General features: G+C 75.3%; 24 protein-coding genes. 18 read left to right on the forward strand and 6 right to left on the reverse strand.

The features are described from left to right. Position 1: 1 nt before the first annotated feature. From ACUXPL_RS01210 to ACUXPL_RS01220, 3 genes are read left to right on the forward strand one after another with little or no spacing between them, the layout of a single operon-like run. Complete coding sequence (locus ACUXPL_RS01210; RefSeq protein ID WP_020628329.1) at positions 2 to 169, forward strand: DUF4177 domain-containing protein; 168 nt, start codon at positions 2 to 4, stop codon at positions 167 to 169. After that, complete coding sequence (locus ACUXPL_RS01215; protein WP_454181381.1) at positions 166 to 666, forward strand: RidA family protein; 501 nt, start codon at positions 166 to 168, stop codon at positions 664 to 666. Before ACUXPL_RS01210 ends, ACUXPL_RS01215 begins: the two co-directional genes overlap by 4 nt. Beyond that, positions 656 to 1,558, forward strand: a complete 903-nt coding sequence (locus ACUXPL_RS01220; RefSeq protein ID WP_454181383.1) for an NUDIX hydrolase — start codon at positions 656 to 658, stop codon at positions 1,556 to 1,558. The genes ACUXPL_RS01215 and ACUXPL_RS01220 overlap by 11 nt, the downstream gene beginning before the upstream one ends. A 33-nt stretch (positions 1,559 to 1,591) precedes the next feature. Here the strand turns inward: ACUXPL_RS01220 and ACUXPL_RS01225 are convergent, their stop codons facing one another. Beyond that, positions 1,592 to 2,269 carry a Crp/Fnr family transcriptional regulator gene (locus tag ACUXPL_RS01225; protein ID WP_002854021.1) on the reverse strand — a complete coding sequence of 226 codons (678 nt, stop codon included), beginning with the start codon at positions 2,267 to 2,269 and terminating at the stop codon, positions 1,592 to 1,594. Positions 2,270 to 2,443: 174 nt separating this feature from the next. Here ACUXPL_RS01225 and ACUXPL_RS01230 point away from each other — a divergent pair, with 174 nt between their 5' ends. From ACUXPL_RS01230 to ACUXPL_RS01245, 4 genes are all read left to right on the forward strand, one after another. Further along, positions 2,444 to 3,829 (forward strand): MarP family serine protease, encoded by a 1,386-nt coding sequence (locus ACUXPL_RS01230; protein WP_454181385.1) that lies wholly within the window; start codon positions 2,444 to 2,446, stop codon positions 3,827 to 3,829. A 119-nt stretch (positions 3,830 to 3,948) separates the two neighbouring features. Then, entirely contained in the window at positions 3,949 to 5,592 is a 1,644-nt protein-coding gene (locus ACUXPL_RS01235; protein WP_454181387.1) for a sodium-dependent transporter, read from the forward strand. 3 nt (positions 5,593 to 5,595) lie between these two features. Beyond that, positions 5,596 to 5,781: a methionine/alanine import family NSS transporter small subunit gene (locus tag ACUXPL_RS01240; protein WP_454181389.1), complete on the forward strand. Its 186-nt coding sequence runs from the start codon at positions 5,596 to 5,598 to the stop codon at positions 5,779 to 5,781. Further along, entirely contained in the window at positions 5,753 to 6,235 is a 483-nt protein-coding gene (locus tag ACUXPL_RS01245; protein ID WP_180536061.1) for a GntR family transcriptional regulator, read from the forward strand. The genes ACUXPL_RS01240 and ACUXPL_RS01245 overlap by 29 nt, the downstream gene beginning before the upstream one ends. 75 nt (positions 6,236 to 6,310) lie before the next feature. On the opposite strand, the gene acs is transcribed toward ACUXPL_RS01245, so the two are convergent. Next, positions 6,311 to 8,251 carry an acetate--CoA ligase gene (gene acs, locus ACUXPL_RS01250; protein WP_454181392.1) on the reverse strand — a complete coding sequence of 647 codons (1,941 nt, stop codon included), beginning with the start codon at positions 8,249 to 8,251 and terminating at the stop codon, positions 6,311 to 6,313. Positions 8,252 to 8,485: 234 nt separating this feature from the next. Here acs and nth point away from each other — a divergent pair, with 234 nt between their 5' ends. After that, positions 8,486 to 9,292 carry an endonuclease III gene (gene nth, locus ACUXPL_RS01255; RefSeq protein WP_454181394.1) on the forward strand — a complete coding sequence of 269 codons (807 nt, stop codon included), beginning with the start codon at positions 8,486 to 8,488 and terminating at the stop codon, positions 9,290 to 9,292. Positions 9,293 to 9,309: 17 nt separating this feature from the next. On the opposite strand, the gene ACUXPL_RS01260 is transcribed toward nth, so the two are convergent. Both ACUXPL_RS01260 and ACUXPL_RS01265 read right to left on the reverse strand, forming a co-directional pair. Next, positions 9,310 to 9,561, reverse strand: coding sequence for a hypothetical protein (locus ACUXPL_RS01260; protein WP_454181396.1), 252 nt, complete (start codon positions 9,559 to 9,561; stop codon positions 9,310 to 9,312). Beyond that, entirely contained in the window at positions 9,495 to 10,514 is a 1,020-nt protein-coding gene (locus tag ACUXPL_RS01265) for an NAD(P)-binding domain-containing protein (protein WP_454181398.1), read from the reverse strand. Before ACUXPL_RS01265 ends, ACUXPL_RS01260 begins: the two co-directional genes overlap by 67 nt. Before the next feature lie 36 nt (positions 10,515 to 10,550). Between ACUXPL_RS01265 and ACUXPL_RS01270 the strand changes: the two genes are divergently transcribed. The 6 genes from ACUXPL_RS01270 to ACUXPL_RS01295 all read left to right on the forward strand — a co-directional run bounded on the left by ACUXPL_RS01270 (position 10,551) and on the right by ACUXPL_RS01295 (position 15,259). Beyond that, entirely contained in the window at positions 10,551 to 11,360 is an 810-nt protein-coding gene (locus ACUXPL_RS01270; protein ID WP_454181400.1) for an NUDIX hydrolase, read from the forward strand. Positions 11,361 to 11,518: 158 nt separating this feature from the next. Then, positions 11,519 to 12,847: a CpaF family protein gene (locus ACUXPL_RS01275; protein ID WP_454181402.1), complete on the forward strand. Its 1,329-nt coding sequence runs from the start codon at positions 11,519 to 11,521 to the stop codon at positions 12,845 to 12,847. Positions 12,848 to 12,894: 47 nt separating this feature from the next. Beyond that, the gene (locus tag ACUXPL_RS01280; protein ID WP_454181404.1) at positions 12,895 to 13,968 is read left to right on the forward strand and encodes a type II secretion system F family protein; all 1,074 of its coding nucleotides are present in this window, start codon (positions 12,895 to 12,897) and stop codon (positions 13,966 to 13,968) included. Positions 13,969 to 14,143: 175 nt separating this feature from the next. Then, entirely contained in the window at positions 14,144 to 14,377 is a 234-nt protein-coding gene (locus ACUXPL_RS01285) for a DUF4244 domain-containing protein (RefSeq protein ID WP_010080291.1), read from the forward strand. Beyond that, positions 14,370 to 14,822, forward strand: coding sequence for a TadE family type IV pilus minor pilin (locus tag ACUXPL_RS01290; RefSeq protein ID WP_454181406.1), 453 nt, complete (start codon positions 14,370 to 14,372; stop codon positions 14,820 to 14,822). Before ACUXPL_RS01285 ends, ACUXPL_RS01290 begins: the two co-directional genes overlap by 8 nt. Continuing rightward, complete coding sequence (locus ACUXPL_RS01295) at positions 14,819 to 15,259, forward strand: Rv3654c family TadE-like protein (protein ID WP_454181408.1); 441 nt, start codon at positions 14,819 to 14,821, stop codon at positions 15,257 to 15,259. The genes ACUXPL_RS01290 and ACUXPL_RS01295 overlap by 4 nt, the downstream gene beginning before the upstream one ends. Here ACUXPL_RS01295 and ACUXPL_RS01300 read toward each other — a convergent pair. Next, positions 15,178 to 17,775 carry a DEAD/DEAH box helicase gene (locus tag ACUXPL_RS01300; RefSeq protein ID WP_454181409.1) on the reverse strand — a complete coding sequence of 866 codons (2,598 nt, stop codon included), beginning with the start codon at positions 17,773 to 17,775 and terminating at the stop codon, positions 15,178 to 15,180. The two genes, ACUXPL_RS01295 and ACUXPL_RS01300, sit on opposite strands and share 82 nt — an antisense overlap. Next, complete coding sequence (locus ACUXPL_RS01305) at positions 17,772 to 18,545, reverse strand: GNAT family N-acetyltransferase (protein WP_073116726.1); 774 nt, start codon at positions 18,543 to 18,545, stop codon at positions 17,772 to 17,774. Before ACUXPL_RS01305 ends, ACUXPL_RS01300 begins: the two co-directional genes overlap by 4 nt. A gap of 93 nt (positions 18,546 to 18,638) precedes the next feature. Between ACUXPL_RS01305 and trhO the strand changes: the two genes are divergently transcribed. The 4 genes from trhO to ACUXPL_RS01325 all read left to right on the forward strand — a co-directional run bounded on the left by trhO (position 18,639) and on the right by ACUXPL_RS01325 (position 25,246). Next, on the forward strand, positions 18,639 to 19,568 hold the full coding sequence (gene trhO, locus ACUXPL_RS01310; RefSeq protein ID WP_454181412.1) for an oxygen-dependent tRNA uridine(34) hydroxylase TrhO: 930 nt from the start codon (positions 18,639 to 18,641) through the stop codon (positions 19,566 to 19,568). After that, positions 19,565 to 21,241: a DUF7059 domain-containing protein gene (locus ACUXPL_RS01315; protein ID WP_454181414.1), complete on the forward strand. Its 1,677-nt coding sequence runs from the start codon at positions 19,565 to 19,567 to the stop codon at positions 21,239 to 21,241. Before trhO ends, ACUXPL_RS01315 begins: the two co-directional genes overlap by 4 nt. 142 nt (positions 21,242 to 21,383) lie before the next feature. Beyond that, positions 21,384 to 24,218, forward strand: a complete 2,835-nt coding sequence (topA, locus tag ACUXPL_RS01320; RefSeq protein ID WP_454181416.1) for a type I DNA topoisomerase — start codon at positions 21,384 to 21,386, stop codon at positions 24,216 to 24,218. A 5-nt stretch (positions 24,219 to 24,223) separates the two neighbouring features. Next, on the forward strand, positions 24,224 to 25,246 hold the full coding sequence (locus tag ACUXPL_RS01325) for a Ppx/GppA phosphatase family protein (RefSeq protein ID WP_041104018.1): 1,023 nt from the start codon (positions 24,224 to 24,226) through the stop codon (positions 25,244 to 25,246).

The raw sequence follows: 25,246 nt of genomic DNA on the forward strand, positions 1-25,246 counted from the left end.
CATGACTCAGCAGACGCAGTGGGAGTACGCCACGATCCCCCTCCTCATCCACGCGACCAAGCAGATCCTCGACCAGTGGGGCGAGGACGGCTGGGAGCTCGTCACGGTGATCCCGGGTCCCGAGGGGAGCAACCCCGTGGCCTACCTCAAGCGTCCGAAGGCGGCGTGAACGTGACGGAGCAGTCCTCGGCCCCCACCTGGGGCGACGGCGCCGTCGCAGCCCGTCTCGCGGAGCTCGGCATCGACCGACCCGCCGTCGCCGCGCCGGTCGGCTCCTATGTCCCGGCCCTGCGGGATGGCGACCTCGTGCTGACCTCCGGCCAGCTCCCCTTCGTGGCCGGCGCCCTGCCCGCCACCGGCAAGGTGGGCGCGGAGGTCACCCCCGAACGCGCCCAGGAGCTCGCGCGGGCGTGCGCCGTGAACGCGGTGGCCGCGGTGCACGAGCTGCTGGGCGACCTGGACCGGGTCGCCCAGGTCGTCAAGGTCGTCGGCTTCGTGGCCTCCGACCTCGCGTTCACGGGTCAGCCCGGCGTGGTGAACGGCGCCTCGGACGTGCTGGCCGAGATCTTCGGCGAGGCCGGCCGCCACGCGCGCTCCGCCGTCGGCGTGGCCGTGCTGCCCATGGACGCTCCCGTCGAGGTGGAGATCACCGTCCGTGTCCGCTGACCCGGCCGGCATGCTGCTGCCGGTCCCGGGGCAGGAGGAGGACCTCACCCGCCAGTGGCTGGACCGGCGCTTCCGCCAGGTCCGCCCGTCCCGGCCCGCGTCGTCCGTCGTGCTCGTGCGCGACGGCGACGACGGCCCGGAGGTCTTCCTCCGCCACCGCGCGGGACGCACCCCGCTCGGCCGCGTGGGCCTGCCCGGCGGCGCGCTCCTCGAGTCCGACGCCGACTCCTGCCCGTGGTACGGGCCCGAGCCCTCCCAGTGGGCCCACACGTTCGGGACCACGGACCGACGGCGTGCGCGGCAGCACGTGGTGGCCGCCGTCCGCGAGCTCCACGACGAGGCCGGAGTGCTCCTCGCCGGTCGCTCCGACACGGACGTCGTGTCCACGGCGCGCATCGAGACCTGGGGCGGGGGCCGCAGCTCCCTCGAGGAGGGCTCGGAGAGTCTGCCCCATCTGCTGGCCTCGCGCGGTCTCGGACTGCGCACCGACCTGCTGCGCCCCGTCATGCGCTGGCACTCCGCGCCCCACGTCCACCGACGCTTCGACACGGCCGTGTTCGCCACGACGACCCCTCCGCTGCAGTCCTCGTCGGCACCCGAGGAACCCGGTCCCGAACTCCAGGCGTGGGTGCCCGCGCGTCGCGCGCTCGCCGGCCCGCTGCGGCTGCCCGGACCCGCCGGGGCGGAGGGCACGGCACCCTTCGACCAGGTGGCGACCCCGCTGACGCAGGTGATCGTGCGTCGGGTCGCGGCACACCGGACGGCCGCCGCCTTCCTGCTCTCCGTCACGCCCTGTGCCCGGCGCGGCCCCGTGCCGGAATACCATCTGGTCACCGAGGCCGGCGACGACGGCACCCCCCGGATGCGCGTGGAGCGGGCCACCCGGGACTGACCGGGGTGGCCCGCTCCACGGCGGCGGGGGGCGTCAGCGCGAACGCTGGCGCAGACGCTGCAGGTCCAGGATGACCACGGCGCGGTTCTCCAGGCGGATCCAGCCGCGCTGAACGAACTCGGCCAGGGCCTTGTTCACGGTCTCACGGGACGCGCCCACCAGCTGGGCGAGCTCCTCCTGCGTGAGGTCGTGCGCCACCAGCAGGCCGTCTGCGGCCGGGCGGCCGAAGCGGTCCGCGAGGTCCAGGAGCGCCTTGGCCACGCGGCCCGGCACGTCCGAGAACACCAGGTCCGCCAGGGACTCGTTGGTCTTGGACAGGCGCTGGGCCAGGGCCTGGAGCAGCTGGACCGACACGTCCGGCGACGAGGCGATGGCGCGGCGCAGGTTCTCGTGGCGCAGACCGGCCAGGCGCGTGGCGGAGACCGCGGTGGCGGTGGCGTTGCGCGGGGCGGGGTTGAACAGCGCCATCTCGCCGAAGATCTCACCGGGGCCGAGCACGGCCACGAGGTTCTCGCGGCCGTCCGAGGCGGTGCGGCCGAGCTTGATCTTGCCGGACATGATCACGTACAGCTGATCGCCCTGGTCGCCCTCGTGGAACGCGGACGCGCCGCGGGAGAGCTCCACCTCGGTCAGCTCCGAGGTGAGGATGGCGAACACCTCGTCGTCCAGGTTGGTGAACAGCGGAGCCTTCCGCAGAACCTCGAGATCCATGTGTGCGTGTCCTCTCTGTGGCCAGTTCCTCACACCGCGGCGGAGGAGCCGCCCGGTTCACTGGCGTCCATTGTGCCCCATACCCCAGTGCGGGCCGATACCCTGGATCCTCCACCGGGCGCGCGGGCGGTCCCCGTGCGTGGCCGGTGCCGTCGCATCCGAAGGAGGTCGCCCATGCCGCTGGGTCTGACGTGGCTGGACGTCCTGCTCATCGTCGCGCTGGCGATGCTCCTGGTCCAGGGCCACCGCCGCGGCCTGTGGGTGGTGCTGGGCAACCTCGTCGGCCTGGTCGGCGGTGCCGCGATCGCGTTCTACGCCCTGCCGGAGGTCGCGAAGTTCGTCACCGCGCCGCAGTGGCGGTGGGCCGCGCTGATCGCCACCCTCGTCCTGCTCGTGGCGGCGGGCCAGTACGTGGGCGCCGCCATCGGCGAGGCGATCCGGCTGCGCGTGAACCTGCCGGCCCTGCGACTCGTCGACCGCCTGCTCGGCGCGCTCGCCACGGGTCTCGCGGGCGCCCTCGTCCTCTGGCTCGTGGCGTTCTCCATCGCGGCCTCCGGCTCCACCGCGGTCACCCGTGAGGTGACCCGCTCGCGGGTGATCACGGCGCTGGACACCGTGATGCCCGACTCGCTCCTGGCCTGGGCCGCCCGCTCGCGCTCCGCCGTCGCCGACCTGGACGTGCTGCCGGAGCTCGAGCTGCCCGCCCCCGTCCCGGAGTCCGACGACGGCATCCGCGCCGCCCCGGCCCCGGCCGCGACGCCGGGGCTGCCCTCGGCCGCCTCCTCCCCGTCCGACACCGTGACGTCCGCCCCGCCCGCGACGTCCGCCTCGGCGACCCCCGAGGAGCCCGACGACGCGGCCGCGGCCTCGTCGTCCACGGCCGCCGCGCCGTCGGCCGCGACGACCGCCCCCGCCTCGTCGGCGTCGGCGGCCCCCTCGACTCCCGCCGCCTCCTCGGCGTCGGCCGCCGTCGTCCGGCTGACCGGCACGGCCGCGCAGTGCAGCCAGGTCCAGAGCGGCTCGGGCGTGGCCGTGGCCCCGGACCGCGTGCTCACGAACGCGCACGTGGTCCTCGGCGTGGACGCCCCCACTGTGACGGACCGCGCCCGCGGCGTGCACGAGGCGCGGATCGTCCACCTGGACACGGCGCACGACCTCGCCGTCCTGGCGGTCGACGACGCGGACCTGCCCGTCATGCCGGTCGGGGCCGAGCTGACGGGCGGCGCGTCGGCCTCCGTCCTGGGGTACCCCGACGGCGGCCCGTTCGCCTCCACCCCCGCGACCGTGCAGGCCGTCGGCGAGGTGCCGCTCGGCGACGTCCTGACCGGGGCCGCGAGCATGGTGGACGTCTACACCCTCGCGGCGGACATCCGCCACGGCTACTCGGGCGGCCCGGTGGTGGACGCGGCCGGGAACCTGGCCGGTCTGGTGTTCGCCCGGGCGCCGGGCTCGGACGCCGTCGGCTACGCCCTGACGGCGGACACCATCGCCCCCGTCGTCACCGCGGCCCCGCAGATGACGGCCACGGTCCCCTCGGGGGACTGCGTCCCGGGCGGCTGATGTCGGTGTCGCGCCACGGGCCTGACGCCCGCATTCCGGACCGGACTGTCCGGTAACGGCCCGCGTCGACTATTGTGGCCTCCGTCACACTCGAGTCTTCCCACCCTCGGAGGTCCTGCATGTCCAGCACCGTCTCCGCGCCCGCCACGGCGCCGAAGCGCACCCGGGAGGAGTTCACCGGCCGGTGGGCCTTCATCCTGGCGGCCATCGGCTCCGCCGTGGGCCTTGGCAACATCTGGCGCTTCCCCTACGTCGCCTATGAGAACGGCGGCGGCGCGTTCGTCATCCCCTACCTGATCGCGCTGCTCACCGCGGGCATCCCGCTGCTGTTCTTCGACTACGCGATCGGCCACCGCTTCCGCGGCTCCGCGCCGCTGGCGTTCCGACGCCTGTCCCGGTGGACCGAGACCGTCGGCTGGTGGCAGGTGCTCATCTGCGTCGTCATCGGGATCTACTACGCCGCGATCATCGGCTGGGCGATCATGTACACCTGGTTCTCCGTGGACCAGCGGTGGGGTGACGACCCGGAGACCTTCCTCATGGGCGACTACCTGCAGGTGGCCGACGACCCGTCCCCGTCCTTCGACTTCGTCTCGGGCGTCTTCTGGCCCATGCTCGCCGTCTGGGTGATCACGCTGCTCATCATGGGCTTCGGCGTGCGCCGGGGCGTGGCCCTGGCCTCGATGGTCGGCATCCCGCTGCTCATCGTGATGTTCCTGATCCTCGTCGGCATCGCCCTCACCCTGCCGGGTGCCGCCCAGGGCCTGGACGCCCTGTTCACGCCGAACTGGGCCGCGCTGGCGGACCCGGGCGTCTGGATCGCCGCCTACGGCCAGATCTTCTTCTCGCTGTCCGTCGGCTTCGGCATCATGATCACCTACGCCTCCTACCTCAACCGCCGCACGAACCTCACCGGCTCCGGCCTGGTCGTCGGCTTCTCCAACTCGGGCTTCGAGATCCTGGCCGGCATCGGCGTGTTCTCCGCCCTGGGCTTCATGGCGCAGGCCTCCGGTGTGTCCGTGTCCGAGGTGGCCGGCAGCGGCATCGGTCTGGCGTTCATCGCGTTCCCCACCCTGATCTCGCAGGCCCCGCTCGGCGCCCTGATCGGCGTGCTGTTCTTCGGCTCGCTCGTGGTCGCCGGCTTCACCTCGCTGATCTCGATCCTCGAGGTCGTCGTCTCCGCCGTGAAGGACAAGCTCGGCTGGGGCCGCTGGACGGCCACGATCGTCGTGATCGGCCTGTCCGGGGTGGTCTCCCTTGCCCTGTTCTCCACCACCACGGGCCTGCAGATGCTCGACACCATGGACGCGTTCGCCAACAACTTCGGCATCGTGGGCGCGGCGCTCCTGTCGGTGCTCCTGGTCACCGGCGCGCTGGGCTCGGCCCGTCGCATCACGGCGCACCTCAACGCCGTCTCCTCCTTCAAGGTCGGCCGCGGGTACGTGCTGCTGATCGGCGTGCTCATGCCGATCGTGCTCGCCTACATCTGGCTCTCCTGGATCATGAAGGTGATCGCGGAGGGCTATGAGGGCTACCCGGGCGACTTCCTCGGCGTCTTCGGCTGGGGCATCGCGCTCGGCTCCGTCGCCCTGGCCGTCCTGCTCTCCCTGATCCCGTGGTCCCGCAAGTCCAACCTCTACGCGGAGGACCTGGACAGCGAGATCCACGGCGACCTCATCCCGCACAACGCCGTGCCCGAGGGCACCGTCCCCACCGGCGCCCTGCCGGTGGTGCCCGCGGCCACCACCCGGAAGGAGCTCTGACCGATGAGCACCGCAGCGATCGTCATGATGTCCCTGGCCATCCTCCTGGTGTGGGGCGGCCTCGCGGTCTCCGCCGTCCACCTGCTCCGCCACCCGGACGACTCCTCGGGCGATCTCACCATCGAGGACGAACTGGCCCCCGCCGTGTGGGAGCGCGAGGATGGCCGTCTCGACGCACGGCACCGGTGAGTCGATGAGGGCCACCGGTCCGTCCCCAGCGGCCCCGTCCGCGGCCTCGGTCGCCGGCGGGGCCGCGGGCGTGGTCTCCGCCTCCCTGCCGGTCGTGGCGGTGGACGGGAGCCTGCCGGCCCCGCCCTACCGGCAGATCGTGGACGCGGTCCTGGCCGGCGTCGCCTCCGGATCCCTGGCCCGCGGGGACCGACTGCCGCCCGTGCGCGCGCTCGCCGCCGAGCTCGGCGTGGCGCCGGGCACCGTGGCCCGGGCCTACAAGGAGCTCGAGGCGCACGGCACCATCCGCACCCGGGGCCGTGCGGGCACGTTCGTGGCCGCCTCGGCGGACGCCCGCGCCGACGCCGCGCACCAGGCCGTGCGCCGCTGTCTCGACACCCTGCTCGAACGCCTCGGCTACACGCCCGACGAGGCCGTGGAGCTGGTCCGCCGGGACGCGGCCGCCCGCGCCTGAGCCGGGCCCGCCCACCGACGACGCCGCCCCGGACCGCACGCAGCGTGCGGACCGGGGCGGCGTCGTCGTGCCGGCTCAGGCCTTCGGGGCGAGCGTCTCCACGATGCGCTGCATGACCGCGGGGTCGGCCAGCGTGGTGGAGTCGCCCGGGTCGCGGCCCTCGGCCACGTCCTTGAGCAGGCGGCGCATGATCTTGCCGGAGCGCGTCTTGGGCAGCTCGGGGACCACGAGCACGCGCTTGGGCTTGGCGATGGGGCCGATGTCCTTGCCCACGTGCTGCCGCAGCTCCTCCTCGACCTCGGCGACGTCGCGGTCGGCCGCGGCGGCGTCCGCGGTGAGCAGGACGAACGCGACGACCGCCTCGCCCGTGGTCTCATCCTTCGCGCCGACCACCGCGGACTCGGCCACGGACGGGTGCGCCACGAGGGAGGACTCGATCTCGGTGGTGGACAGGCGGTGGCCGGAGACGTTCATGACGTCGTCCACGCGGCCCAGCAGCCAGATGTCGCCGTCCTCGTCGTGGCGGGCGCCGTCGCCGGCGAAGTACATGCCGGGGAAGCGGGACCAGTAGGTCTCCTTGAAGCGCTCCGGGTTTCCCCAGATGCCGCGCAGCATGGACGGCCACGGCTCGCGCACGACGAGGAAGCCCGCGCTCGTGTCCGTCATGGGCTCGCCGAGCTCGTCCACGACCTCCAGCACGACGCCGGGCACCGGCCTCTGCGCGGAACCGGGCTTGAGGGTGGTCACGCCGGGCAGCGGGGTGAGCATGTGGGCGCCCGTCTCGGTCTGCCACCAGGTGTCCACGATGGGGCAGCGGCCGGCGCCGATGACCTCGTGGTACCAGCGCCAGGCCTCCGGGTTGATGGCCTCGCCCACGGAGCCCAGCACGCGCAGGCTGGAGAGGTCGTACTCGTCCGGGATGTGCCGGCCCCACTTCATGAACGTGCGGATCGCCGTCGGCGCCGTGTAGAGGATGCTCACGCCGTACTTCTGCACGATCTCCCACCAGCGGCCCTGGTGCGGGGAGTCCGGGGTGCCCTCGTAGATCACCTGGGTGGCGCCGTTGACCAGGGGCGCATAGGCGACGTAGGAGTGTCCGGTGACCCAGCCGACGTCGGCGGTGCACCAGAAGACGTCCGACTCCGGGTGCAGGTCGAAGGTGTCGTGGTGGGTGGCCGCGGCCTGCACGAGGTAGCCGCCGGTGGTGTGCAGGATGCCCTTCGGCTTCCCGGTGGTGCCGGAGGTGTACAGGATGTAGAGCGGGTGCTCGGCGTCGTGCCACACGAGCTCGTGCTCGTCGGACTGGGCGTCCACGACGTCGTGCCACCACAGGTCGCGGCCCTCGGTCATCTCGACCTCGGCCTCGTTGCGGCGGACCACGAGCACGTGCTCGGCGGTGTGGCCGGGCGCGGAGAGGGCCTGGTCCACGGCGGGCTTGAGCATGGAGGGCTTGCCGCGGCGGAAGGAGCCGTCCGCCGTGACGACGAGCTTGGCCTCGGCGTCGTCCACGCGGGAGCGCAGGGCGTCGGAGGAGAAGCCGCCGAAGACCACGGAGTGGACCGCGCCGATGCGCGCGCACGCGAGCATCGTGATGACGGCCTCGGGGATCATGGGCAGGTAGACGGCCACGCGGTCGCCCTTGGTCACGCCGAGGGACTCGAACGCGTTGGCGGCGCGCCGGACCTCGGCGGCCAGGTCGGCGTAGGTGTAGGTCCGGGTGTCGCCGGGCTCGCCCTCGAAGTGGATGGCCACGCGGTCGCCGTGGCCGGCCTCGACGTGGCGGTCCAGGGCGTTGTACGCGGCGTTGGTGGTGCCGCCGACGAACCACTTCGCGAAGGGCGCGTCGGACCAGTCCAGGACGTCGGTGAAGTCCTGTTCCCAGTGCAGGATCTCGCGGGCGCGGCGGGCCCAGTAGGCCAGGCGGTCCTCGGCGGCCTCCTCGTACAGGTCGGCTCCGGCCACCGCCTGGGCGGCGAACTCGGCCGGGGGCGGGAACGTGGGGATCTGCTCGTCCATCGACGGGGTCCTTTCGGGGTGGTGCGGTCGGTGCGCGGCGCGGATGTGACGCGTCCCACACTAGTCTCCCGCCTCAGCATGCCGCGCGCGGCCCCGCCGCCACAAATCCTCGGGTCCTGTGTGTCGCATCGCGCCCGGAAGCGGGGGCCGGACGCGGTGCGGACGTCGGCACGCGCCCCGCTCCCTAGGATGGTCGGACCTGAGCGGATCGCACGAGGGCGGGAGGACGCGCGGATGGAGACGGAGCCGACGGACACGCCGACCGGGGAGACCCGGCTGGCCCTGGTGCGCCGGGCACGGCGGATCAACCGGATCCTGGCCGAGACGTACCCGTACGCCGTCGCCGAGCTGGACTTCGAGACGCCGTTCGAGCTGCTCGTGGCCACGGTGCTGTCCGCCCAGACCACCGACGTGCGGGTCAACGCGGCCACGCCGGCGCTGTTCGCCCGCTTCCCGGACGCCCACGCGATGGCCGCGGCCACCGAACCCGAGCTGCAGGAGCTCGTGCGCTCCACGGGGTTCTACCGCAACAAGGCCTCCGCGATCCTGCGGCTGTCCCAGGAGCTCGTGGCCCGGCACGACGGCGAGGTCCCCGCCCGACTCGAGGACCTCGTGGCGCTGCCCGGGGTGGGGCGCAAGACCGCGTTCGTGGTGCTCGGCAACGCCTTCGGCCAGCCCGGGATCACCGTGGACACGCACTTCGGCCGGCTCGCCCGGCGCCTGGGGTTCACGGACGAGACCGACCCGGTGAAGGTCGAGCACGCCGTGGGCGCCCTGTTCCCGCGCCGGGACTGGACGATGCTCTCCCACCGGCTGATCTTCCACGGCCGCCGCGTGTGCCACGCGCGCCGCCCGGCGTGCGGGGCGTGCCCGATCGCCCGCTGGTGCCCGTCCTACGGCGAGGGGGAGACCGACCCCGAGCGGGCACGCGCCCTGCTCGCCTACGAGCTCAAGCCCGGCCGGGAGGAGCTGCTCGAGCTCCTGCACGCGGGGCGGACGCGCCGGGAGCTGCGCGCCCTCGGCCATGGGCTGGAGGCCTGAGCGACCGGCCTGCCCGCTCAGCCGGCGGTGAGACCCGCGAGGATCGCATCGACGGCCCGGCGCGCGTGCACCCCCACGCCCGCGAGCGTGGCCGAGGCGGCCCCGCACCAGTCGTCGTAGCCGAGCAGGTGCAGTCCCGGCACGTCCACCGAGGCGGTCGGCAGGGCACGCTCCGTCGCCGGCGCCCCGGAGGGGCGGCGGGTCAGCTCGAGGCCCCGCAGATGGCGCAGGTCCGCCCGGAAGCCCGTGCACCAGACGACGTCGTCCACCGGGTGCTCGGCGCCGCGCACCCGGGCCGCGGCGCGGCTGGTGCGGGCCAGCCGTGGCTCGCGCCGGCGTCGTGGTCCCAACGGACGCCCTCCGGCGTGAGCGCCGTGGGCGCGGGGACCGCGTGGAGCCCGGCCTCGTCGCGGGCGCGGATCACCGAGGGCACCATGACGATGTCCCCGAGGTCGCCCACGCGCGCCTCGGAGCGGCCCAGCACGCGCGCCGAGGCCCGATCGAAGAGCGTCCGCCCGTCCACGTCGTCCGGCATGAACCGGGGCGGACGCCGGGTGGCCCACGTGGTGGCGACACCCGCCAGCAGCAGGTCCGCCGCGATCTGGGCGCCCGAGTTGCCGCCGCCCACCACGAGGACGCGCCGCCCGGTGAACGCCTCGGGGGAGCGGTACGCGGCGGAGTGCCGCTGCGTGCCGCCGAAGCGGTCGGCCCCCGGGAGGGCCGGCACGAACGGGCGGGTGAACGAGCCGGTCGCGGAGACCACCGCGCGGGTGCTCAGGGCCGAGCCGTCCTCGAGCCGCAGGGTGAACGGAGGGGACGCGGCGGCGTCGTGCGTCACCGCCGTGACGCGCACGCCCCGGCGCACCGGCAGCCCGTAGCGGTCCTCGTAGTCGGCCAGGTACGCGACGACGTGCCCGGCGTCCGGGGTGCCGGGGCCGGGCGACGGCGGCATGGGTCGGCCCGGCAGGGAGGAGTGCTCGGCGGGGGAGAACAGGCGCAGGGAGTCCCAGTGGTGCGGCCACGCGCCGCCGGGCTGGGCGGACGCGTCGAGCAGGACGAACGACGGCGGCGGGCCCGGCCGGCGTCCGCGGTCGACGTCCCGCGCGGCCCGCGCCAGGAAGTAGCCGGCCGCCAGTCCGGCCTGGCCGGCGCCGATCACCGCGACGTCCACCGGATCCGGGGACGCGGTGGCCGCCGGGGGCGAGGTCAGGGGAGCCGTCATGCCCCGAGGCTACGACCGGCGGCTAGCGTGGGGGCCATGCCTGAGACCCCCGCGAGCCCCCGCCCGACCTCCCGCGACGCCGCCGGGACGTGCGCTGCGTCGCTGACGGGTGCGCGGGACCAGCTGGCGGACCTCGTGGCCCGGTGGGGCGCGGCCCCTGCGGACGCGCCCGGTCACCACGACCCGGCTTCGCTCACCACAATCCCGCCCGAGGCCGTGCCGATGTGGGGCTTCGACTGGCCCCGGTCCGGCGATCCGCGCCCCTCCGCCGTGCTGATCCTGTTCGGCGCCCTCGACGACGTCCCCGCCCGTCACGACGCCGAGCGCGTGCACCCGCACGTGGACGTGCTGCTGACCCAGCGCGCCACCACCCTGCGCCAGCACGCCGGGCAGATCGCGTTCCCCGGCGGTCGCGTCGACCCCGAGGACGCCGACGTCGTGGCCACGGCCCTCCGCGAGGCGCAGGAGGAGACCGGCCTGGACCCGGCCGGCGTGGAGGTCCTGGGTGTGCTGCCGGCGGTGCCCGTGGTGGTCTCCGGGCACGTGGTGCACCCGGTGCTCGGGTGGTGGCGGGACCCCAGCCGCGTGGCGGTGGTCGACCAGGCCGAGGCCGCGGCCGTGTTCCGGATGCCGGTCGCGGACCTGGTGGACCCCGCGAACCGGTGCCGCGTGGCCCGGCCCGGCGGCCGCCGCGGCGAGACGCCGGGCTTCCTCGTGGGCGAGCGCCTGGTGTGGGGGTTCACGGCGGCGCTGCTGGACCGTGTGCTGGCGCTGCTGGGCTGGGACGTGCTGTGGGACGACTCCCGCGTGCGCGACGCGCGGACCCACCGGATCCTGCGCGACTGACGGCTGCGCGCCGCCGTCCGCTCCTGCACAGGCGCCGGAGGGCGGGCCCGTGTCCCCAGCGGCGGGACCGGGGGCGCGGGCACCCGGGCGGGACGGTGGACTGGACGGGCCGGCGGCCGCGGACCGCGGCGGCCGCCCCGACCCGCAGGAGGCCCGCCATGCGCCCGTTCGTCCCCGCCGCCCCGGCCCGCCCGCCCCGGGGCCGACGACGCCGCCCCGCTCCGCCCGAGGGCAGCCGGCGGTTCCCATGGCCCCGTACCGACCCGGCCGAGCCGGGACGCACGCAGGTCGCCGCGTCGCCGCTCGCCGCACCCGCAGCGGGCCCCGACGGGCTGGACGCCGCCGCCGTCGTGCGCCGACGCGTGGCCGAGGCCCGTGCCTCGGCCGCAGACGGGCCGGAGCCGCCGCTGGCCCCGCTGATCGCCGAGGCCCTCGACGCGCCGATCGACGACCCACGCGTGGCGGCGCTGGTCGATGAGCTCGACGGCTTCGGCCCGCTCGCACCCTGGGTGCGCACCCCCGGCGTGACCGACGTGCTCGTGGACGGCGCGGGCGCGGTGTGGACCGACGGGGACGAGGGCCTCGTCCGCCGCCCCGATCGGCTCGACCCCGAGACCGCCCGGGCGCTCGCGGTGCGGCTGCTGCACCGGGCCGGCCGCCGCCTCGACGCGGCGGTGCCGCTGGCCGACGCCCGCGTGGGCGGCGTGCGCGTCCACGCGGTCCTGCCCCCGGTCAGTGGCGGCGGCACCCTGCTGAGCCTGCGGATCCCGGCCGCGACGACGCCGTCGCTGACCGCGCTGGCCGACGGCTGGCCGGACGGCGCCCTCTGGGCCGACGCCCTCGAGGCGCTCGTGCGCGACCGCGCCACCGTCCTGGTCAGCGGTGCGACCGGGGCGGGCAAGACCACGCTGCTCTCCGCGGCCCTCGGCCGAGTGCCGGGGGACGAACGGATCGTCGTCGTGGAGGACACGGCCGAGGCCGCACCCGATCACCCGCACGTGGTCGCCCTGCAGTGCCGCGCCGCCAACGCGGAGGGTGCCGGCGAGGTCGGACTGGCCGAGCTCGTCCGCCACGCGCTGCGGATGCGGCCGGACCGGCTCGTGGTCGGCGAGTGCCGCGGCGCCGAGGTGGCCGACGTCCTCACCGCCCTGAACACGGGACACCAGGGCGCGTGGGGCACCCTGCACGCCAACGCCGCCGCCGAGGTGCCCGCCCGGCTGACGGCCATGGCCTCCCTGGCCGGCTGGCGGCCCGAGACGGTGGCCGCGCAGGCCCGCGCCGGCGTGGACGCCGTGCTGCACATCGCCCGCGACGGCCACGGGCGGCACCCCGTCGAGCTCGCCGTCCCGGACCCGCGCGCCGACGGGTTCGCCCTGCTGCCCGCCCTCACGTGGCGGCCCGGGGCGGAGGCGATGGGCGGGCGGACCGTCGAAGGACCCGGCGTGCCCGCGCTCGCGGCCCGGCTGGCGGGGCGGAGCGGCCGGTGAACACGACGGCGGCCGGGCAGGCACGACGGTCGCGCGCTGGGCGTGCCGTGGCGCTGCTGCCCTGGCGGGCGGGGCGGGCGACGCCGGAGGAGGAGACGGAGGTGCTCATCGGCGTGCTGCGCCGCTGGGCCGCCCTCGTCGCGGCCGGCCTGACCGAGGAGCAGGCCTGGCGGGAGACCGCGTGCACCCTGCCCGCCTGCGGGTCGGGCCCGGGCGAGGCGGGTGCCGCATGCTGCGCCCATCACCACGCCCGACGCCGGGCCGAGGCGCTGGCCTGGGATGTGCCGGCGTCGCATGCGCCGACCGGGGAGGCGGCGCGCCGCGGCGGGACCCTGCCCTGGCGGACCCCCGCACGGGACCCGGGCTGGGCGCTGATCGATGCGGCGCTCGCGGCCGGGGCCCGGGCGGGTGCCGCTCCCGCAAACGTGGCCCGGCAGCTGGCCCACAGCCTCGAGGCGGACGTGGACGCGGCCCGGGCCCGCCGCTCGGCCGCGGCGGGACCGGGCGCGACGTCCCGACTGCTGCAGTGGCTGCCCCTGGGCGGCCTCGGCCTCGCGTGGCTGCTCGGCACCTCCCCGTGGGATCTGGTCCGCTCGCCCTTCGGTGCCGTGGTCGCGGTGGTGGGGCTGTTGTTCTGGCTGGCCGGGCGGTCCTGGACGCGCCTGCTGCTGCGTGCGGCCGCGCGCGAGCCGGCGGCGGTGGGCGCCGCCGTCGTGCTGGACGTGCTGGCGGCGCTGCTCAGCGCCGGCCGATCCCTGCCCGCCGCGCTGGACGACCTCGGCCGGACCCTGCCGGGCGCCCGCGGCCTGCGGGCCACGGCGACGCTGCTGCTGTGGGGCCGGGACTGGGACGAGGCGTGGGCGGGGCTCGACACGGACCCGGTGTGGATCGAGACCGCCGCCCGACTGCGACCGCTGCATCGGTCCGGAATGGCCGGCGCCCGCACGCTGGCCGAGACCGCCGCCGCCGTCCGTCAGCAGACCCGGCGGGCCGATGAACGGGTGGCCGAGGAGCTCGCCGTGCGCCTGGTGATGCCGCTGGGACTGTGCCTGCTGCCCGCCTTCGTGTGCTGGGGCGTGGTGCCCGTCGTCATGGCCCTGCTCGGGGCGGGACCGGGCTGAGGCGGCGGCGACACCGGGGCGTCCGGTCCTGCACAGGGCCCCGATCGCCCCGCCCCATCCCCGGATCCGCACCGCCCCCGGCGCGCGGGCCCGCACCGGGCCAGCCTGGGACCAGCGGCCCGGCCGGGCCGTCACCACCGCCCCGCACCGCGGGGCCCACTCCAGGAGGACCACCATGACCCACCGCTCCCACACCGCCCAGCCCGCCGTCACCCGCCCGAGCGACCGCGACCGCCTCGCCCGCGTCGTCGACGCCGCGGGCGAGGAGACCGGCGCGATCACGGCCGAGTACGGCATCCTCACGCTCGCCGCCGTGGGCTTCGCGGGCGTGCTGGCCGTCGTGCTCACCAGCCCGGACGTGCAGTCGCTGCTCGTGGACCTCGTCTCCGGGGCGCTCCAGCGTGACTGAGCACCCGACCTCCGCCTCGCCGTCCGCGCGCCGCACGGGCGCCCGGACGGCGGGGCGGCCCCGGGCGCTCCGGGGCGGCGAGACCGGGGCCGTCACGGCCGAGTACGCGGTGCTGCTGCCCGTGATCGCGTTCGTGCTCGTGTCCGTCCTGCTGGCCGGCGCCGCCGCGGTGCAGCAGGTGCGGGGTCAGGACGCGGCGGCGTCGGCCGCCCGCATCCTCGCCCGGGGCGACGACGAGGCGGCGGCCCGGGACGCGGTGGCACGCATGGCCGGCGACGACGCCTCGCTCTCGCACACCGTCGAAGGCGGCTGGGTGACCGTCGAGGTCGTCCAGCCCGGCCCCGGGCCGCTCGCCTGGGCCGAGGCCCTCACCCTCACCGCGCACGCCGCCGCCCCCGACCAGCAGCCCGGAACACCCGCCGCCTCACCGGAGGACCGGTCATGACCCGCAGGAGGGCGCCCGCGCGGGGCGAACGCGGCTCGGGCACCGTGTCCGTCCTGGGCACGGCCGCCCTGGGGGCGGGGCTGCTGCTGGCGGTCGCGGCGCTGGGGCAGGCCTCGGTCACCGGCGCCCGGGCGGCCGGGGCCGCCGACCTGGCAGCGCTCGCCGCCTCCGACGCCCGGCGCGGGCTCACCGACCACGAGCCGTGCGCGCTGGCCGGGCGGACCGCCGAACGCAACGGGGCCGCCGTCGTGGCGTGCGAGGTGCGCGAGGACGGGACCGTGCGCGTCGCGGTCGAGCTCGCCCGCGCCCCGCTGCCGGCGGCCACGGCCGACGCCGTCGCGGGCCCGCCGCGGTCTCAGGCCCCGGGCGCCGCGTCCGTGGCCCCGCCGGAGGCACCGCCCGAGCCGTCGGCCGAGGCGTCCGCCGGGACGAGGTGATCGGCGTGGTCCATCAGGAACCGCAGGACGGTCAGCGCACCGGCCTTGTCCAGCGGGCTGTTGCGGTTGCCGCACTTGGGGGACTGCACGCAGGACGGGCAGCCCTCCGCGCACTCGCACGCCGCGATGGCCCCCGCCGTCGCCTCGACCCAGCGCCGCGCCTGCTCGAAGCCGCGTTCGGCGAAGCCCGCCCCGCCGGGCCGGCCGTCGTAGACGAACACGGCGGGGGAGCCGGTGTCCGGGTGCAGGACCATCGAGACGCCGCCGATGTCCCAGCGGTCGTTCGAGGCGACGAGCGGCATCATGCCGATCATCGCGTGCTCGGCCGCGTGCAGGGCGCCGGGCAGGCGATCCGTGGTCAGTCCCGCGGCGATGAGCTCGTCCGAGGCCGCCTGGAACCACACCGCCGAGGTGAACAGGTCCCGCGCCGGCAGGTCGAGGGGCTCCTCGCCGAGCACCTCCCCGGAGACCAGGGCCTTGCGCTGGAAGGACACCACCTGGGTGCGGACCTGCACATCCCCGAGGCACCAGCGCAGGGTGCCCTCGCGCGCGTCCAGGCGGCGGTGCACCGCCACGATCTCGATCTCCGTGACGTCCCGGGCCTGCGTGGTGAAGTCCGGCCAGGCGCGCGTGACGACCACCGCGTGCGCGTCCTCGTCCAGCTCCTCCACGAGGTACGTGCGGTCCTGGTGCACGTACACCGCGCCGGGATGCGCCTGGTAGTGGGTCTGGGGCGAGTCCATCGTGCCCAGCAGGGCGCCGGACTCGGCGTCGATGATGTCCATGGGCCCGCCGCCGTCGTCCCGCAGGGAGACCATGCCGGCGGCGTGCTCGGGGTGCGTCCAGAACCAGCCGGCCGGCCGACGGCGCAGCAACCCCTGCTCGACCAGCGCGTCCAGCAGGGCGCGCACCCGCTCCGGCTCCCCGAACCAGCCGAACGCCTCGGGCGTGATCGGCAGCTCCGCGGCGGCCGCGCACAGCTGCGGGCCGAGCAGGTGTGGGTTCTCCGGGTCCACCACGGTGTCCTCCACGCCCAGGTCGAACACGGCCTCCGGGTGGTCCACCACGAACGTGTCCAGGGGGTCGTCCGAGGCCACGAAGAACGCAATCGCGTCCTGGCCGCCGCGCCCGGCGCGGCCGATCTGCTGGAAGAACGACGCGCGGGTGCCCGGCCAGCCGGCCACCACCACGGCGTCCAGCCCCGCGACGTCGATGCCCATCTCCAGCGCCGGCGTCGAGGCCATGCCCAGCAGCCGACCCGAGCGCAGGTCCGCCTCCAGCTCCCGCCGCTCCTCGGGCAGGTAGCCCGAGCGGTAGGCCGCGATCCGGGTGCCGAGCCCCGGCTCGACCTCCTCGAGCTGCCGCTTGGCCGCGCTCGCGATGGCCTCGGCCCCGCGCCGGGAGCGGATGAACGCCAGCGTGCGGACCTGCTGCAGGGCCAGGTCGGTGACCAGGTCGGCGGCGGCGGCCATGGCCGAGCGGCGGACGGGCGCGCCGTTCTCGCCGCGGTGGTCTGTCAGCTCCGGCTCCCAGAACGCCACCGTGACCGCCCCGTGCGGGGACGCGTCCTCGGTGACGGCCGTGGCCGGCGCCCCGATCAGTCGGGCGAAGTGCCCGGCCGGATCCGCCGACGTCGCCGACGCCCCGATGAACACGGTCTCCGGCCGGTCCCCGCGGTAGTGGGCGGCGATGCGCCGCAGCCGGCGCAGCAGGATGCCCACCTGCGAGCCGAAGACGCCCCGGTACGTGTGCGACTCGTCCACCACCACGAACGCCAGGTTCCGGAAGAACGCGGCCCACCGCTCGTGGTGCGGCAGGATCCCCACGTGGAGCATGTCCGGGTTGGTCATGAGCACGCTGGCGTGCTCGCGGGCCCAGATCCGATCCCGCGGTGCGGTGTCGCCGTCGTAGGGGGCCGCGCGCAGCCCCGGGGCACCGTCCCGCTCGAGGGCGCGCCAGGAGGTCAGCTGGTCCGCCGCGAGGGCCTTGGTGGGGGCGAGGTAGAGCGCGGTGGCCCGGGGGTCGGCGGCCAGCCGGGTGCCGACCGCCAGCTGGTAGCCCAGCGACTTGCCCGACGCCGTGCCCGTGGCGAGCACGGTGTGCGTCCCCGCGCCGGCCAGGGCCGCGGCCCGCACCTGGTGCAGCCACGGCCGCTCGACGCCGCGCGCCGCGAACGCCCCGATGAGGCCCTCCGGAGCGTCTGCGGGCCAGTCCGTGTGCCGGGCCTGCCGTGCGGGCAGCTCGGTGACGTGGCGGATCTGCTCGGGCAACCCGGTCCGGCCCAGCGCCGCACGGAGTCCGGCCCCCGCCGGGGTGTCCGGGCGCAGGTCCCCGGGTGCCGTGACGGACAGCCCGGCCACGACGTCGGCCACCACCTCACCGACGGGCTGCGGCTCCGGTCCGGAGGAGTCCGGGGCGGCGTCGTCGATGCCCGGCGCGGCGTCCGCCGTGCCGGGCGGCCCCCAGCCGCCCGCGGGATCCGTCCAGGGATCGTGCTCCGGGAGGTGGCCGGTCACGCCCCCATGGTGCCGGTGTGCTCGGCGGTGGGGTTGTCCTCGGCCAGGCCGCGACCCCAGATGGACACGGGGCCGAGGTCGGTCCAGGCCAGGTGGCGGTACAGCTTCTGGCCGTCCGGGGAGGCGACGAGCAGGCCGCGGCTGATCTCACCGTCGCTCATGACCTCGGAGGTGAGGTAGCGCATCACGAGAGAGCCGAGGCCGCGGCGACGGTGGTTCGGGGACGTCCAGATCCGGTCGTAGACGGCGGTGCCGTCCTCCTCGGTGACCCAGCCGAGGGCGGCGAGCTCCTCCTCGCCCTCCGGAGCGGTCGAGGCGCCGACGGCCAGGACGCGCAGGCGACGGCTGCCCTCCATCGGCTGGTCCACGCGGGCCTCATAGCCCTCGGGCAGCAGCGGGGGCTCCACGTCCTGCAGCTCGGGGTCCATGTCCATGGTCATGAAGCGCTCCGGCTCGGCCTGGGCCTTCAGACCCATGGCCTTCGGGTCCTCGCCGGCGTCGCCGAACACGGTGAGCAGGATCTGCTCCTGGTCCCGCACCGCCTCGCGCAGGTCCTCGAGCTCCGCGCGGGAGGGGTTCACCACCACGTGCTCCCACGTGGCCGGCACGTCCACCGTGGCGCGACCGGAGCCGCCGGGGATCATGCGGGCGGGGCGAGGGGTGCGCAGGGCCGCGCGTCGCCCCGCCTCCTGGCTCGTGCGGTAGCCGCGCGATCGCGACCAGGCCGCGAACCAGATGTCGACCAGTGCCGGATCCAGATGCTCAGTCATGTCTGAAGGGTAAGGCGTGAGGCCGGTGCGGGCCAGGCCCCGCCCGTCCCTCACGGCCGTCACGTCCGCGGTCGCGCACTAGCCTGGACCTCGATGAGCACCGCCCCCCTCTCCCGCATCGCGCTGTACTACCGGTTCACCCCGCTCGCCGACCCCGAGGCGGTGCGGCTGTGGCAGCGCACGCTCGCGGCGTCCCTCGGCCTGACCGGCCGGATCATCGTGTCGCCGCAGGGGATCAACGGGACCGTCGGCGGACCGGTCGACGCGGTCAAGCGCTACGTGCGCGGCACGCGGGAGCATCCGGCGTTCCGGGACCTCGAGGTGAAGTGGTCGGACGGCTCGGCGGCGGACTTCCCCCGCCTCTCCGTCAAGGTCAAGCCCGAGCTCGTCGCGTTCGGGGCCCCCGAGCGCGTCACCGTGGACGCGGACGGCGTCGTCGGCACAGGGGAGCGGCTCACGCCCGCCCAGGTGGACGCGCTCGTCGCCGAGCGCGCCGGCACCGCGAACCCCGTGCGCTTCCTCGACGGCCGCAACACGGTGGAGGCGGCCATCGGCCGCTTCGACGGGGCCGTGGTCCCGGACGCGCACACCACCCGCGACCTGCTCGCCGCCGTCGACTCCGGGGCACTGGACCACCTCAAGGACGCGCCGCTGGTCACCTACTGCACGGGCGGCGTGCGCTGCGAGGTCCTCTCCGCCCTGCTCAAGGACCGCGGCTTCGCCGAGGTCTACCAGCTCGACGGCGGCATCGTCCGCTACGGCGAGGCCCGCGGCGACGCCGGACTGTGGCGGGGCGAGCTGGCCGTGTTCGACCGACGCCTGTCCACCCGCTTCACCGCTGACGCCGAGACCATCGGCCGGTGCGTCACGTGCCAGGCCCCGACCTCGGCGCTGCGCAACTGCGCCGACCCGGCCTGCACCACGCTTGAGGTCCGCTGCGCGGCCTGCGCCGCCGACGACCCCGAGCACCGCTGCCCCGTCTGCGCCCACCGCCCCCACCCCGCTGAGAGGACCGAGGCATGAGTCCCGTCCCGACACCCCCGTCGCCCCCCGCCCCGCGGCTGACCCCGGCCACGGCCGTGGCCCTCGCCGCGGACCTGGCGGCCCTGCCGTTCACCACCGCCGCCGTCGAGGGGCTGCTCGGACCCGTGGCCACGCTCGCCCTGGACCGCGAGCACGCCGAGGCTGCCCGCCGCGTCGTCGCCGGTCACCTGGCGGGCCCCGGCCGGCACGACGACGCAGCCGGCGCCGGCGACCGGCACGGCACGCGGGGCCTCGCCGCCGCCGTCGGGGCCTGGCTGCTCGGCGACCCCGTCCCCGCCGCCGACCTCGACGCCGCGCTGCCCCGCCTCGGCCTGGCCGGGGCCGTGGCGGCCGGGCTCGTCGTCGAAGGGCCGGACGGGCGCGTGCGCGGCGCGGTGGACCTCTCGCCGTACGAGGCGGACGAGCCTGGCCGGATGTGGATCGCCTCGGACCTGACGGCCCTGCAGCGGCGCGGCCCGCTGCCTCCCGAGCACGTGCTCGGCGTCGGCCGGGCCTCCCTCACGCTCGCCGGCGCCACGCAGCGCCGTCCCGTGGCCCGCGCCCTCGACGTGGGGGTGGGCTGCGGGATCCAGACCCTGCACCTGCTCGCCCACGCCGACCACGTCACCGCCACGGACCTGTCCGAGCGGGCCCTGGCCTTCACCCGGTTCAACCTGCTGCTCAACGCGGACGTGCTCGGCCTCGACCGGGAGCGGCTCGAGGACCGGGTCCGGCTGGCGGCCGGCGACCTGCTGGCGCCGGTGGCGGGGGAACGGTTCGACCTCGTGGTCTCGAACCCGCCGTTCGTGATCACGCCGCGCACGGACCCGGACGCGCCCGTGCTGACCTACCGCGACGGCGGCCGCGAGGGCGACCGGATCGTCGCGGAGCTGATCGCGGCCCTGCCGGACGTGCTCGCCGAGGGCGGCACCGCGCAGCTGCTCGCCAACTGGGAGATCCCGACGGGGGACACCGCCGACGCCGACACCGCACCGTGGGACGCGCGCCCGCGCTCGTGGGTGGCGCCGGGGATGCAGGCCTGGTTCCTCCAGCGCGACCGGCAGGACCCCGCGGGCTACGCGGAGACGTGGCTGCAGGACTCCTCGCTCGAGCTCGACCCGCCCGCCTACGAGACCGCCTACCGCGGCTACCTGGACGACTTCGCCGCGCGCGGGGTCGCGGGCGTGGGCTTCGGCCACGTGTGGCTGCGCCGGCCCGCCGCGGACGGCTCCCAGGGCCGGGGGTGGGTGGTCGCCGAGGAGCTGACCCAGCCGGTCGACGAGGCCCTCGGTGCCGCGTGGGCCGCCGCCGTCGCCCGCCGGGACCGGCTCGCCGCGGGCGCCGGGGCGGGGGACGCCGTCGGGGACCCGGCGCTGGCCGTGCTGCGCGGCCTGCACCTGCGCGTGGCGGCGGACGTCACGGAGGAGCGGCACCAGCGGTTCGGGGCGGAGCACCCCGAGGTGATCCTGGCCCGGCAGGGGTCCGGGTTCCGGCGCGTGGCACGCCTGGACACCGCGACGGCGGGCGTGCTGTCCGCCTCCGATGGTGAGCTGTCCGTGGGGCAGCTGGTGGGCGCGGTCGCCGCGCTGCTGGAGCTGGACGACGTCGGGCGGGCCGGCCTGCTGGCCGCGCTGCGGGAGCTGTACGAGGACGGGTTCCTGGTGGAGGGCTGACGATCGGGCGGTGGCGGGCGCGGGGACGCCGGGCGTTATCGTGGGCACCGCGCCCCCTACGATGTGGGGACGTCCGCCCGACGCCGGCGTGCACCGCGCACCGGCCCGGAACCACCGCCTTCCCCGTCTGAGGAGGACCCCCTTGTCCACGTCATCCGCTTCCGTGACCAGCTCCGTGCCCTCGGGCAAGAAGCTGGTCATCGTGGAGTCCCCGGCCAAGAGCAAGTCCATCGCGAAGTACCTCAACGCGGTGGGCTCCGGCTGGGTGGTGGACTCCTCCGTGGGGCACATCCGTGACCTGCCCAAGCCCTCGGACCTGCCGGCGGACATGAAGAAGGGCCCGTTCGGGAAGTTCGCCGTGGACACGGAGCACGGCTTCACCCCGTACTACGTGGTGCACCCGGACAAGAAGAAGAAGGTCACGGAGCTCAAGCGCGAGCTCAAGGACGCCGAGGCCCTCTACCTCGCCACGGATGCGGACCGGGAGGGCGAGGCCATCGCCTGGCACCTGCTGGACACCCTCAAGCCCACGGTGCCGGTGTACCGGATGACCTTCGGGGAGATCACCAAGGAGGGTGTGCGCCGCGGTCTGGAGAACATCCGTGAGCTGGACACGGCCCTCGTGGACGCCCAGGAGACGCGCCGCATCCTCGACCGCCTGTTCGGCTACGAGCTCTCGCCGGTGCTGTGGCGCAAGGTCTCGCGCGGGCTCTCGGCGGGCCGCGTGCAGTCGGTGGCCACCCGCCTCGTCGTCGAGCGCGAGCGGGAGCGCATGGCCTTCGTCTCCGCCCACTACTGGGGCGTGGAGGGCACCTTCACGGTGGCCGAGGGCGCGCAGGCCGCGGACGCCGTGGGCAGCTCGTTCACGGCCCGCCTCAGCACGGTGGACGGCGAGCGCGTGGCCACGGGCCGCGACTTCGACGACGCCGGGCGACTCAAGGCCTCCGCCGGCAAGAAGGTGACCCACCTGGACGAGGCCGGCGCCCGCTCGCTGGCCGAGGGGCTGCGCGGGGCGGACTTCACGGTCGACTCGGTGGAGGACAAGCCGTACACCCGCCGCCCGGCCGCCCCCTTCACCACCTCCACGCTGCAGCAGGAGGCCGCCCGCAAGCTCCGGATGAGCTCCCGCGTCTCCATGCAGGTGGCCCAGCGCCTGTACGAGAACGGCTACATCACGTACATGCGCACGGACTCGGTGAACCTCTCGCAGGAAGCCGTGCAGGCCGCCCGGCGCCAGGCCACCGAGCTCTACGGGGCGGACGCCGTGCCGGCCCAGCCGCGCGTCTACGCCAAGCGCAACGAGACCGCGCAGGAGGCCCACGAGGCCATCCGGCCCGCGGGGGACTCCTTCCGGACCCCGGCCCAGGTCAAGGCCGAGCTGCGCCCGGACGAGTTCCGCCTGTACGAGCTGATCTGGAAGCGCACCGTGGCCTCGCAGATGGCCGACGCCAAGGGCTACACCGCCACGCTGCGGCTCTCGGCCGCCGCGCAGGACGGCCGCCTCGCGCAGTTCAGCGCCTCGGGCACCGTCATCACGTTCAAGGGCTTCCTCGACGCGTACGAGGAGGGCCGGGATGCCGAGGTCGACGGCGAGAACGCGGAGGCCAAGGACCGCCGCCTGCCGCAGGTGGCCCAGGGCGAGCGCCTCACCGGTGACCCGATCGAGGCCACCGGGCACGAGACCTCCCCGCCGGCCCGCTACACCGAGGCGTCGATCGTCGCCGAGCTGGAGCGCCGCGAGATCGGGCGTCCCTCCACGTATGCCCCGACGATCTCCACGATCATGGACCGCGGCTACGTGTCCAAGCGCGGCACCGCGCTCGTCCCGTCGTGGACCGCGTTCGCGGTGATCGGCCTGCTCGAGGACTACTTCGCGAAGTACGTGGACTACGACTTCACGGCCCGCATGGAGGACGACCTCGACCGGATCGCCGCGGGCGAGCTCGGCCGCGAGGCCTGGCTGCAGACGTTCTACTTCGGGGCCCCCGCCGCAGAGACGGAGAAGGGCGTCGAGGGCCTCAAGCACGTGGTGGACAACCTCGGCGAGATCGACGCGCGGGCCGTGAACTCGCTGCCGATCACCGAGGACATCACCCTGCGGGTGGGCCAGTACGGCCCGTACCTGGAGCGGTCGCTGCCGGCCGACGCGGAGGCGGGCGCCACCCCGCCGCGTGCCAACGTCCCCGAGGACCTGGCCCCGGACGAGCTCACCCCGGCCAAGGCCGAGGAGCTGTTCGCCACCGCCCAGCCCTCCGAGCGCGAGCTCGGCACGGACCCGGAGACGGGCCGGACCATCGTCGCCAAGGACGGGCGCTACGGGCCCTACGTCACCGAGGTCATCCCCGAGATGACCGAGGAGGAGCTGCAGGCCTGGCTCGACGCCCAGCCCACCGAGTACTACAAGAACGGCAAGCCCAAGCCGAAGAAGAAGCCGGCCAAGGAGAAGCCCCGCACCGGCTCCCTCTTCAAGAGCATGTCCGTGGACACCGTGACCCTCGAGCAGGCGCTGCAGCTGATGTCCCTGCCGCGCGTCGTGGGCGCGGACGCCGAGGGCGAGGTCATCACCGCCCAGAACGGCCGCTTCGGGCCCTACCTGAAGAAGGGCTCGGACTCGCGCTCGCTCGAGTCCGAGGACCAGATCTTCAGCATCACGCAGGAGCAGGCCCTCGAGATCTACGCCCAGCCGAAGCAGCGTGGCCGCGGGGCCGCCAAGCCGCCGCTGGCCGAGTTCGGCGAGGACCCGGTCTCCGGCAAGAAGGTCACCGTGAAGGAGGGCCGCTTCGGCCCGTACGTCACGGACGGGGTCACCAACATCACCGTCCCGCGCGACCGCCAGCCCGAGGAGCTCACGGCGGAGGAGGCCTACCAACTGCTCGCGGACAAGCGTGCCAAGGGCTCGGCCACCCGCGGCGGTGCCAAGAAGCCGGCGGCCCGCAAGGCCCCGGCCAAGAAGACCACCGCGCGGAAGAAGGCCTGAGCGCCATGCGCCTCGGCGTCCTGGACATCGGGTCCAACACCGTCCACCTGCTGCTCGTGGACGCCCACCCGGGGGCCCGCCCCGTCGCCTACGCGGAGCACAAGCGCTCCCTCCCGCTGATCCGCTACCAGGACGCCGACGGGGCGATCACGGAGGAGGGACAGCGGGAGCTCGTGGACTTCGTCCGGGAGGCCGCCGCGTTCGCGGAGGAGCACCGGGCGGAGGACATGATCTCGTTCTGCACCTCGGCGATCCGCGAGTCCGCGAACGGCGCCGCCGTGCTGGCCCGCGTGCAGGCCGAGACCGGTGTGCACCTCTCCGAGCTCACGGGGGACCAGGAGTCGGCCATGACGTACTTCGCCGTGCGCCGCTGGCAGGGCTGGGACGCCGGCTCCATCCTGAACTTCGACATCGGCGGCGGCTCCTTCGAGATCGCCTACGGCCAGGACGAGCTGCCCTCGCACGCCCTGTCCCTGCCGCTGGGTGCCGGCCGCCTCACCCGCGACTGGGTGCCCGAGGACCCGCCCAGCCCCAAGGCGGTGAAGAAGCTCCGCAAGCACGTGGAGAAGCGACTCGAGGAGGCGTACACGGCCTTCCCGCGCATCGAGTCGCCCGTGGTGGTCACCGCCACCTCGAAGACGTTCCGCTCCCTCGCCCGGATCACCGGGGCGGCGCCGTCGGCGGCGGGCCCCTTCGTGAAGCGGCACCTGCGCGCGGACGACCTGCACCTGTGGGTGAACCGCCTCGCGGCGATGACCATCGCGGAGCGCGCGGAGCTGCCCGGCGTCTCGGACGTGCGCGCGCACCAGGTGTTCGCGGGGGCGATCGTCGCGCTGACGGCCATGCGCACGTTCGGCATCGCCCAGCTCGAGATCTGCCCGTGGGCGCTGCGCGAGGGCCTGATCCTCAACCGCCTCGACGCGCTCATGCTCGAGGGCCACCTCACCCGGGACGGCCTGCCCGGCGTCGGCCACGTGAACCTCAACCCGGACACCCTCCTGCCGGGACTGAGCCTGGGGGTGCGCTGA

It is taken from the genome of Micrococcus sp. 140720015-1 (genome assembly GCF_053627595.1).